Annotated in this window: 8 protein-coding genes; 2 read left to right on the plus strand and 6 right to left on the minus strand. The window is 63.6% G+C overall.

Annotation, left to right across the window (positions count from 1 at the left end; translation table 11 throughout):
* The 4 genes from ACEW8Q_RS19605 to ACEW8Q_RS19620 all read right to left on the minus strand — a co-directional run.
* Positions 1-1,570, minus strand: a 1,570-nt coding sequence (locus tag ACEW8Q_RS19605) for an SdrD B-like domain-containing protein (RefSeq protein ID WP_373505748.1), incomplete at its 3' end; no start/stop codon positions are given.
* An 82-nt stretch (positions 1,571-1,652) separates the two neighbouring features.
* A complete protein-coding gene (locus ACEW8Q_RS19610; protein ID WP_373505749.1) occupies positions 1,653-2,594 on the minus strand; it encodes a hypothetical protein in 942 nt (313 codons plus the stop codon).
* A gap of 24 nt (positions 2,595-2,618) precedes the next feature.
* Positions 2,619-3,650, minus strand: a complete 1,032-nt coding sequence (locus tag ACEW8Q_RS19615; RefSeq protein WP_373505750.1) for a hypothetical protein — start codon at positions 3,648-3,650, stop codon at positions 2,619-2,621.
* A gap of 223 nt (positions 3,651-3,873) precedes the next feature.
* Entirely contained in the window at positions 3,874-6,459 is a 2,586-nt protein-coding gene (locus tag ACEW8Q_RS19620) for a beta strand repeat-containing protein (protein WP_373505751.1), read from the minus strand.
* Between the two features lie 566 nt (positions 6,460-7,025).
* Between ACEW8Q_RS19620 and ACEW8Q_RS19625 the strand changes: the two genes are divergently transcribed.
* Together ACEW8Q_RS19625 and ACEW8Q_RS19630 are read left to right on the plus strand one after the other, a co-directional pair.
* Positions 7,026-8,453 (plus strand): NAD-dependent succinate-semialdehyde dehydrogenase, encoded by a 1,428-nt coding sequence (locus ACEW8Q_RS19625; protein ID WP_373505752.1) that lies wholly within the window; start codon positions 7,026-7,028, stop codon positions 8,451-8,453.
* A gap of 82 nt (positions 8,454-8,535) precedes the next feature.
* Positions 8,536-9,168, plus strand: a complete 633-nt coding sequence (locus tag ACEW8Q_RS19630; RefSeq protein ID WP_373505753.1) for a hypothetical protein — start codon at positions 8,536-8,538, stop codon at positions 9,166-9,168.
* 150 nt (positions 9,169-9,318) lie between these two features.
* On the opposite strand, the gene ACEW8Q_RS19635 is transcribed toward ACEW8Q_RS19630, so the two are convergent.
* Together ACEW8Q_RS19635 and ACEW8Q_RS19640 are read right to left on the minus strand one after the other, a co-directional pair.
* The gene (locus tag ACEW8Q_RS19635; RefSeq protein ID WP_373505754.1) at positions 9,319-10,113 is read right to left on the minus strand and encodes an SDR family NAD(P)-dependent oxidoreductase; all 795 of its coding nucleotides are present in this window, start codon (positions 10,111-10,113) and stop codon (positions 9,319-9,321) included.
* Between the two features lie 32 nt (positions 10,114-10,145).
* The coding region (locus tag ACEW8Q_RS19640; protein ID WP_373505755.1) for a PfkB family carbohydrate kinase at positions 10,146-10,391 on the minus strand (246 nt) is incomplete at its 5' end.

Genomic DNA, 10,391 nt, shown 5'->3' on the forward strand with positions numbered 1-10,391 from the left:
CGATGAATTGCGCCGTGTTGGTGTGGCTGCCGGTGGCGACGCTTGCCGTCGCGATGAGCGTCAGTGCCAGCCTGATGCGGCCATCGGCATCGGGCGCCAGCCCGGTCGCGATGATGCGCCGCCCGTCGATCTCCGGCGTGACCTTGGTCCCGTTCACCCGCGCGCTGCCCTTCACGTATGAGAAGCCGGGCGGAATGACGTCGACGATGGTTGCGGGTGAAACCGTGGTGCCCGTTGCCTCGATCACATAGGCCGCGCGTTCGCCGCGCCTGATCTCTTTGTCGAGGACCGACTTCGTGAAGCCCTTGGTGACATTAACCAAAGGATCGACCGGCAGGTGGTTGTTGACGATGTCGCGGTCGCCCGTTCCGAACAGGAAGGCGATCCAGTAGAGCGCGCTGCCAGTTGGTGGCGCGCTGCTGTCCGTCACTTGGCAGGCGCCGCCGGGGATGGCGTCGGGCGGGCAGGTTTCGGCATCGAGAATGCCCGGTTGCGGCAAAAGCTGCGTGGACAGTCCAGGCTGATAGCCCGCGGGCGTCGTCAGCGTGATCCGGTATTCGGTCTGGCCGGCGGGGCACGACGCCGAGGCGCCAGGGATGACATCGAAGCGGTAGCGCCCGTCATTTCTGGTGACCTGGTTCTGTTGTGACGGAATGAGGAAACAGGCCGCCGGCAGCGGATCGCCCGCGCTGCTGGTGAGCGTGACGGTCACGCCCGAAACGGGCTTGCGGGTGAGTGCGTTGTAGACCACGCCCGAGGGATCGATAGGCATGTTCTGGTCGACAATTGTCTGCCCGGTCGGCAGGTCGAGGTCGGTGATCTCGCCAAGCACCGGTCCGCCCGGTCTCCTGAAGACGATGCGATAGGCCGTCCCCGGCGGAAGGGTGACGGAGTAGGTCCCGTTGTCATCGGTGATGGCGCTGCCGGTCACCGCGCCGCTGGCATCGAGAATGTCCACGACATAGCCCGCTCCCGCAGGCTTTTCGCCCCGATCGAAGACGCCATTGCCGTTGCGGTCCTCGAACACCGTGCCGATGACGGTTGCCACTGCGGGATTGATCGTGAGCGGCACCACGGCATCGACCACGCGTGGCGGCAGCTCGCTGGTCTCGATCGTGGCACTATTGTCGATGTCGGAATCGCCGCCGCCTTCGGTCGCTATGTCATCGGACGTCAGCACGTAGGTTCCGGTGTGAACCCATGTCTCGCCGGGATCGAATGTGCCCGGATTGGCGATGTCGCCTGTGGTGTAGGCGATCTCGATCATGGGGTCGGTGACCCGCACGCCGGTCAAGGGCATGTTGCCGGTGTTGGTGATCGAGACGGTGTAGAAGATCGTGTCGCCCGCCGTCGTGCCGGGCACGCCGTCGCTGTCCTGGTAGGTGCCGGCCTTGACGGCGGTGAACACGGTTTCGGCGGGAGAGACGTCGATCGAAACCGAGGAAACCGCCGATGTCACGGCTGCGCCCTCGAAACTGCCTGTCGCCACCGCATCGTTCACGATGGCGCCAAGGGTTGGTTGCGTCTGCGCCAGCATCAGCAGGGCCACGGCAAGCCGGCGGGAAAACAAGCGTTTCCCGCCGGCCTTGCGGCCTGCCTCAGGTTGCTGTCGCAGATGCGCCATTGTTTCAGGTCAGCTGAATGATCGTGGCTTACTGAGCCTCGAATTCTGTCTGCGTGACGGTATGGGCATACCTGAAGGTGACGGCGGCTCCCGGTCCGAGGAGGTCCCACGTTCCGTCAGCGGCACCCGTCTGCGACGGGTCGGCCGATGTGGCCAGCGGTCCATCTGCCAATGTCGTCGCCACTTCGAGGATCAGGCCGGCGCCGATGAGCGTTCCTTCGTGCGTATCGTTGATGGCCACGTCGTCGATCGCCACGTTTCCGCTGTTGGTGACGACGTACTCGTAGTTGATGACCTCCCCGATGTCGGCCAGGTTGTTGCCGTTGCTATCGACGAGCGATGCGGTCTTGACGACAGAGAGGCCCGGATCCGCAGGGATGGTGTTCTGCGAGGTGTCGGTGCCCGTCACAGGGGTTGCGTTCGGTCCGGTGGCCGCAATGTCGACAGTGTTCTGCACACCGTCGGTAAGGGCGGCGGCGCGGTAGATGTCCTCTGCCGTCACGGTGTAGTCGATCGTGAAGGACGTAGACGCGCCCGGTGCCAGGGTCGCCGCGTTCAGCGGCGAGAAGGCCCCGAACGTGCCGCCACCCGCCGTGGCGCCGAACTGGATATTGTCTTCCGATGGCGTCACGTTGGTAACAGTCACGTTCGAATCGTTGGTGACCTGTACGGTGTAAGTGATGGTCTCGCCCGCATCGAGGCCGTTGCCTCCGTCATTGAGCACACCGGTTTTCAGAACAATGAGTTGCAATGATGGATCGGCCAACGGGACAGTTGCTGTCGAAGGCTGCGATGGCACGGCATTGCCGCCATAGTTGCCCGACGCGATGGCGCTGTTGTCGATGGAGCCCGCCGCGTAAGCATAGGTCGTGAGGCCCGTGAGCGATGCGGCGCTCGCGATGGCGGCAAGGGACAGGCGCGAACACGACAGGCTCAGCCCGCGGATGTTCAGGACAGTGATCTTCTGCATGGTGTTTCTCCTGATGCCTGGGGTTTACTGAGAGTCGAACTCGGCCTGGGTCACGACGTGGCGGTAGGTGAAGACGACCTGGCCGCCGACGGCGATCACGTCGAAGTCGCCGTCCGTGCCGTCATCGCTGTTGCTTCCGATCGTCGGCGTCACGCCGGTATCGTTCGCCACTTCCCACTGGCCCGTGCCCGTGCCGAAGGGACCTGCAAGCGAGCTGAGGACAACAGCGCCCGGCTGGCCATTTTCGTGGTCGTCCGAGATCGCCACGTCGCCCATCGCCACGTTGCCCGTGTTGAGGACCGTGTAGGTGTAGACGATGGTGTCGCCGACTTCGGCGAGACCGTCGGAGGTGTTGCCGTTTGTCTCCGTGAGTGCCGCAGCCTTGGTGATCTGCAGGTTAGGCGCGCCGGGGATGTCGTATTCGACAGTCGACGGCGTGACGGGCGTGGTGAGCGGGATGGGCGTGCCGGTGCCATCGAGCGCCTCGGCCGTGGCCGAGTTGTCGATGCCATCATCCACCTGGGCGGCGCGCAGGTAATCGAGCTGTGTGAGTGTGTAAGTCGCTGTGAAGACGACCGTCTGGCCGGGGCCAACGGAAGCCGGCACCACGCCGCTCGTGTTGGAAGCATCAGATGGTGCATGGGTGAAGGCCGTGAGGCTGTTGCCGCCCGCAACGGCATTGAAGGTCGGTCCCGTGTCGACCGGACCCACATTGGTGAGGGTCACGGTGCCGGTGTTGGTGATCACATAGCGGTAGGTGATCGTGTCGCCCGTGTCGACCACACCGGTGACACCGGCGGCGGTTGTTGCCGAAGCGACGGACTTGCTCACCGAGAGCGCGCGCGCGGCCGGCGCCACATCGACGCTCTCGCTGTCGGTTGCCGGGGTATAGGTGCCGCGCGTTGGCGTGCCGTTGGCGGTCGCCGTGTTGTCGATGGCGGCGAAGGCCGGCATCGAGGAGACCACCAGCGCCATCATGGCGAGAATGGAGACAGAGCCCCTTGCGGTGGCAAGCCTGGCGAAAGGATGGGAGGGGATGATGGTGTTGTTGTTCATGTCATTGCTCATCTTGATTTTCGGTTGAAGGGAGAAATCTGTGTGGGTTGCGGGTTTCATTCCTGGCGTTTCCAGCGGCCCGGACTTCGGAAGGGCCGCAAATCATTGCCGGGTGGATCGAGCTTTCTCGATGGACCGCATCGCGCGCGCGCGCGGGGTTTTGGCTGTGGCCTGCGGGCCTTGCAGCGAAGCGGGGGTGCGACTGCAATTCGCTGTGCCGTGATCATTGCAGCGTATCCACGTCGTTCTGGATGACGGTGTAGGCCGTGGCGAAATTCACCGTGTCGCCCGGAGCAAGCGTGCCCCAGATCGTTGCGTCCGCATTGCTGTCGGGAGAGTCGCTTGCCGTTCCGGTGTCGGTCAGCGACACATGCGTGGGATCTACCCAGGTACCGGTGCCGTTGTGGACGTCGGAGATCTCGACGTTGGTGAAGGTGAGATTGCCGGTGTTGGTGACGGCATAGGTGTAGTTGATGGTGTCGCCCGCCTGTGCCACGCCGGGAAGCGTGTTGCCGGGCGCCTTCACGAGTGCCGCCGTCTTCACCACGGCCAGTTGCGGCACCGTGGAAAAGCTGATCGTGACCTGATCGTTGACGGATTGGAGCGTGTTGGTTCCGGTCGATGCGGAGGCGTAGGCGATGTTCGTCAGGGTGCCGGTGTTGATGTCCGCCTGTGTCAGCGTGTGGGCCGCAGTGGTGATCCAGGTTTCGCCCGGATCGAGAAAGCCGTTGGTGTTGGAGTCGCCCGAAAGCGGTGTGGCGACGCTGAAGGTTCCGAGCTTGTCGTCGGTCACACTCACGGCCCCGAGCGAGCGATTGTTGCCGGCCGGATTCGAGATCGCATATTGATAGGTGACGATGTCTCCTGCCGTATCGGTGGTCGAGCCATCGGTGTCGGTGCGCGAGAGCTCGGTCTTATCGAGCGTGACATAGGTCTGGCAGACCTCGACTGTGTCGAGAAAGTTGCCGATGCTGATGTTGCCCGATCCGGTGCTGACGGCGGTGAATGCCATTGACAAGGTCGTTGCCGTGGACGACGCGACGTGCGTGGCCGAACGCACGACCCAGGCCGCCGTCGAGGTCGAGAAGTTTCCGTAGTCGGTCGATCCTCCGCCATTGTCGCTGATGACGAGGCGCGCGGTGTCGGTTCCTTCGCGCGCCCGGTGTGCCCAGTAGACGTCGACCTGCGTGCTGGGCAGGATGGAGGCCAGGGGCTGAGTCAATGTGCCGGCAATGTTGGCGTTGAGTTCGGCGAACTGGTCTCCGGTGTGTGCGGGCACGCCGTTGAAGCCCGTGTCCCAGATCTCGATCGCCGAGTCCGTGGTGGTCCAGCCCGGAACCGACGTCACGAAACGGTAGGAGGGGCCGACCGCGTAATTGGGAAGCTCGAAGCCGCCGTTGATGGCCACGTTCGTGCCTACGCACGAGGTGCCGCCCGTTGCCGGTGAGGCCGACACGAGGATGGCTGCGGTTGCCGTATCGCAGACCGAGGTGAAGGCGGCATCGCAGATCTCGTACGTCAGGGTATAGCTCCCGGACGTGGTTCCCGGCGGCACGGTGATCGTGCCGGAAGCATTTAGCGCAGCACCCGTCAGTCCGCCGTTCGACGTCAGTGCCGGGATCGCCGCCGAGGATGCGAAGGCCGCGCCGCCGAGCGTGTCATTGGTGAAGACCGAGGCTGTGGTGCCGCCCGAGGTGCCGTTGATCGGCGTGGATATGAAGCTGTCGTTGACGGCGTCGATCGCGCCGTTGGCAACCGTGACCTGAACGGAGTTTGACTGAAGGCGTGTTGCAAAGCTCTGGGTGCCGGTACCCACGCCCGCGATCGCAATGTTGGTAACGCCACCGCTACTTGAGACGTCGGTGACGGTGACGGTATAGGTCCTTGTGCAAGTGTGGGTTCCGCCGGATGCGATGGCAGTCGAAATCGTCCCGCAGGTGAAGGTCCCGATCTTGCTGTCCTGGATCTGGATGTTCTGGCCCGTGTTGATCGGCAGCGGGCCATTGTTGGTCACGGTGAAGGTGTAGGTGATGACCTGTCCCGCAGCCGTGTAGCGGGTCGTCGGGGTCGACTTTGCCAGCGAGATGGTATTGGCGACCGAGAAGGCGGTGGTATCCCAGATGCCGATGCCGCGCGTGCCGGCATTGCGGCTGGTGACGCCATAGACATTCTCGATCGACTCGTCGAAGGCGACGGTGGCGGTATGCGTTCCCGCCGGAAACGCTGCGCGGATCGACCCATTTGCATTGTTGCTTGAAGTGGGCGACGATGTGGAACCGGTGTTGTAGATGCACTGTGCCTGGTTGCTGGCCAGCGTCGGTGTGGAACCGCTGCCGGCACCCGGCCCGATCCTGACGGATCGCGTGGCGGCCGTCGCCGATACATATGAGAGGGTTGGCGTGCCGGTGTTGCCGGTCACGGTGACGAAGTCGCAAACGTCGGTGCTGGCGTTTGCGTCGGTGGCATCGATGTCGGTGATCAGGAAAGAGAGATCGTCGACCGGATAGGCGGTGGCACCGTTGAGCACTTCCAGCGTAGCCGTGTTGGTCGACTGGCCGATGCCGCTGCTTCCGCTGCTGGCGTTCCATTGCAATTGCAGGCTGCGATTGGTGCCATAGCCCGTGAGATCGTCGGGCGTTCCACCGGCTGCGATGCCGCCCGTGCGCGTGATCTGCAGGCGGGCATTGAGCTGAAAGCCATATTGGTCCGTCAGAGCATAAGTCTGTGGACCGAGCGCGCCGGATGTCCATGTATAGGGGGACGTGCCCCAGGTGATCGCGAAATCACCGGCAAGTGCAGCTGTTGGCATCGACAGGGGCAGGAGGGTGCCTGCCAGGAGAAAGCTGGCGAACAGGGAACCCGCCCGGCGGGATGACGTCTTTCCCAACTTCTGTGACCAGGTCCGAAAGAAGACTCCGGGTTCAAGGAACCCCGATCCTCTTCTTTTCGAAACCAGTCTCAGAATCGTGTCCCCGGGTATCCACGACCAGAGACTGCCGCCACCCAGGCAAGAGATCAGCCCGGGCAGGCCTGCAGCCAACATTGCGGTTGAGTGCCGAACCTGCCCGATCCCGGGGGTGGAAAGCTCTGGTTGTATTCAGTTGTCAATTCTTTACTGTTTGTAAAAACAAGGTTAACAGAGTGTTAACCACCAGAACCGAAACGGGATTTTTGTTGGCGCAGGCGTTTGCCAATTGCAAATTGTCTGTTCTGTGAGCGGCATCCGGGGTGAAAGCGTTTTCAACTCTGTCGCGCGTCAAGCCCGGTCGGATCGCCGGGAGCAGGCCATGCAATGCTGCAAGACGTTCTGATCCTACCTCAACTGCCCAAAGCGCTGTAAACGGACCACCGTCTTTCAATATCGGAGTTCGAGACATGACAACGACGCTGCTGTTCGTGGATGGCGCATGGCGTGAGGGTTCCGCCAGCCGCACGATCGACGTCATCAATCCCGCCACGGGCCTGAAGATTGGCACGGTGGCATGTGCGGAGATGACTGATCTCGAAGTAGCCGTTGCTGCAGCCGAAAGAGGCTTTGCCCTGTGGCGCGACACCTCGGCCTTCGAGCGCAGCAAGGTGATCCGCCGCGCCGCCGACCTCTTGCGCGAGCGGCTGGAACAGGTGGCGAAACTCCTGACACTGGAACAGGGTAAGCCGCTGGGCGAGGCCCGCGCCGAATTGCAATCCTCAGCCGACATTCTCGACTGGCTGGCGGAAGAGGGACGGCGCACCTATGGCCGCCTGATCCCGGCGCGCAGCAAGGCCGTCCAGCAGCTTGCCATTCGCGAGCCCGTCGGTGTCGTCGCTGCCTTCACGCCGTGGAATTTCCCGGTGAGTCAGGTCGTGCGGAAACTGGGTGCCGCGCTTGCCGCAGGTTGCTCGGTCGTGCTCAAGGCTGCCGAGGAGACGCCCGCGTCGCCCGCTGCCCTTGTCCAGGCCTTTGCCGATGCGGGCCTGCCAGCTGGCGTGCTCAACCTCGTCTATGGCGTTCCGGCTGAAGTCTCGAACTTCCTCGTCCCGCATCCGGCGGTGCGGAAGATTTCCTTCACCGGCTCCGTTCCCGTCGGCAAGCACCTGGCCGCCATGGCCGGCCAGCACATGAAGCGGACCACGATGGAACTTGGTGGCCATGCCCCGGTGATGGTCTTCGCGGATGCCGACATCGAAGCCGCCAGCAAGACGCTGGCCTTCTCCAAGTTCCGCAATGCGGGGCAGGTTTGCGTCTCGCCCACGCGCTTCCTGGTGCAGGAGAGCGTCTACGATGATTTCGTGGATCGCTTCAGCACGCTCGCCAGTGCCGTGAAGGTGGGAGACGGGCTCGCGGCCGATACCGTGATGGGACCGCTGGTGAGCGAACGCCGCCGCGCCGCCGTGGAAGAGCTGATTGGCGATGCGGCCGCCAGTGGCGCCAAGGTCGTGACCGGCGGCGAGCGTATCGGCAATCACGGCTTCTTCCTGCAGCCGACCGTGCTGAGCGGTGTCAACCGCGGCATGCGCATCATGAACGAGGAACCCTTCGGCCCCGTCGCATTGATGATCCCCGTGAAGGGCGTCGACGATGCAATCGCGGAGGCGAACCGGCTTCCCTATGGCCTCGCGGCCTATGCCTTCACGCGCTCCGCCAAGACGGTCGCTGCGATTTCGGATCGCGTCGAGACCGGCATGCTCACCATCAACCATCTGGGCCTTGCGCTCCCCGAGGTACCCTTCGGCGGCATGAAGGACAGCGGCTACGGTTCCGAAGGCGGCAGCGAGGCGATCGAGAGCTATCTCAATACGAAGTTCGTGACGCAGCTTGTCTGACAGGCGGATGTCGCGTCCGCCGGTAGTGTGCCGCGACAGTTGGCGATGCGAGAGGTGACGGATGGGTTGGCGTGACATCAACATGAACCGGAGGAAGCCGCCGCTTAGGCTGGCGGTGGTGCCTCTTGTGCCAGGCGCGGACAAGCGGACAGCGGTGCTGCGCAAGGCGGCCGGCATGGCGGTCGACGCCCTGACGGATCAGGTTGATGGGATGCTTCCGGATGGGTTCGCGCCGTTCGTTGCGGGCTATGCGCTGGGCTTCGCCCGGCATGTGGCGATGAAGCACGACGTCGATTGTGAAGGCGGGGACGGGCCGCATACGATGGATGAGCTTGCCGCCGAGATCGCACCCCTTCTGTCCTCCGGCATTGGCATTGCCATGAGAGGAATCAGTTTCAGCCGGCGCGAGGTTTCAGGTGACGCGCAGCGGGCGCGGCTCAGGCTTGGCGCAGCGGGTGCGGAAGGTCTCGCGGATGCGGGCTATCTCGTCGGGCATCTCGAAGCCTTGTGCGGTTCGCGAATGCTGGTGCGCAAAGCCATTGGACGCATGCAGAAAGACGATGAGGGCGCGCGAGCCTTCGTCACGGACTGCGATTTCGCAGCCGACAAGATGCAGAGCCACTTGCCCACGACGAGCCTCCGTTTCACAGCAGCAGAACGTACGGTGATCCTTGAAGCCTTCGCAAGCCCGTTTCTCCTATCCTCCGGTGGATGAGAACGAGAAAGCGCTCCTCGGCTTCGTGGAAGAGAACCATCGCATCCACGAACGCGATTGCATCAACCTCAATCCGCCAGCAACATGATGAACCCGAAGGCCGCGGCGTTCCGCGCACCCTACTCGACGCTTCACTTCATCCGTAAGTGATCAGCGCAGCGTGAGGCCGCCGTCGATGGTGACGATCTCGCCCGTCGTGAAGCTGGCGGCATCGGAGGCGAGCCACACGGCGGCTCCCACAAGCTCCTCGACCGAGCCGATGCGGTTCTGCACGGCACCCTTGGCCCACATGTTGTTGACCACATCCGGGTGCTCCTTCAGCACCTCCTCAGTCAGTTCGGTGCGGACGTAGCCCGGGGCCAGCGCGTTGACCCTGATGTTGTGTTCCGCCCATTCGGTGGCGAGCGCCTTGGTGAACATGTGGACGCCCGCCTTCGACACATTGTAGGCGGCATGTCGGAATGGCCAGTTGACGATGCGCCCCGACATCGAGCCGATGTTGATGATGTTGCCCGACTTCTGCCGGATCATGTGACGCCCGACGGCGCGGGATGCGAGGAACACGCCGTCGAGGTTGACGGCCATGGTGCGCCGCCATGTGTCGAGCGAGCAATCATCGGCATGGGCCGGGAGCACGATACCGGCATTGTTGACGAGAATGTCGATGCGGCCCCACCTTGCCACAACCTCTTCCGCCATGCGTTCCGTATCGGCCTCGCTCGAGACGTCGGCCTTCACCACCATGGCGTCGCGGCCTGCGGCGCGGATGTCCTTCGCAAGCGCCTCGGCGCGGTCGACGGTCGATTGCACGACGATCGCCACGTCGGCACCATGGGCGGCGAGCCCTTCGGCCAGGGCCTTGCCAATGCCGCGCGAGCCGCCGGTAACAATGGCCTTGCGGCCTTCGAGGCTGAACATGGTACGATAGGACGAAATGCCGGACATGAAACAATGCTTTCCCGTGATGTGGATTTGAGTCAGTTGCCGAGCAGCGCTTCGATTTCGGCGCGGGTTGGCATGGCGGGGGCGGTGCCGAGCCGCGTCACCGAAATGCCCGCCGCCGCACAGCCGAACTTGGCGGCATCATGGGCTGTCTTGCCGTCGGCCAGTGCCGTGGCGAAAGCGCCGACGAAACTGTCGCCCGCGCCCGTCGTCTCCAGAACCTTGCCGGCCTTCACCGCGTCGATCATCACCGAGGCCTCGCGGCTGTGCAGGAGTGCGCC

It is taken from the genome of Aestuariivirga sp. (genome assembly GCF_041738905.1).
Lineage (GTDB): Bacteria > Pseudomonadota > Alphaproteobacteria > Rhizobiales > Aestuariivirgaceae > Aestuariivirga.

Bases quoted from the DNA above. Each gene is read 5' to 3' on its own strand.
- ACEW8Q_RS19610 (WP_373505749.1), bottom strand. From the start codon at position 2,594: ATGCAGAAGATCACTGTCCTGAACATCCGCGGGCTGAGCCTGTCGTGT.
- ACEW8Q_RS19615 (WP_373505750.1), bottom strand. From the start codon at position 3,650: ATGAACAACAACACCATCATCCCCTCCCATCCTTTCGCCAGGCTTGCC.
- ACEW8Q_RS19620 (WP_373505751.1), bottom strand. From the start codon at position 6,459: ATGCCAACAGCTGCACTTGCCGGTGATTTCGCGATCACCTGGGGCACG.
- ACEW8Q_RS19625 (WP_373505752.1), top strand. From the start codon at position 7,026: ATGACAACGACGCTGCTGTTCGTGGATGGCGCATGGCGTGAGGGTTCC.
- ACEW8Q_RS19630 (WP_373505753.1), top strand. From the start codon at position 8,536: ATGAACCGGAGGAAGCCGCCGCTTAGGCTGGCGGTGGTGCCTCTTGTG.
- ACEW8Q_RS19635 (WP_373505754.1), bottom strand. From the start codon at position 10,113: ATGTCCGGCATTTCGTCCTATCGTACCATGTTCAGCCTCGAAGGCCGC.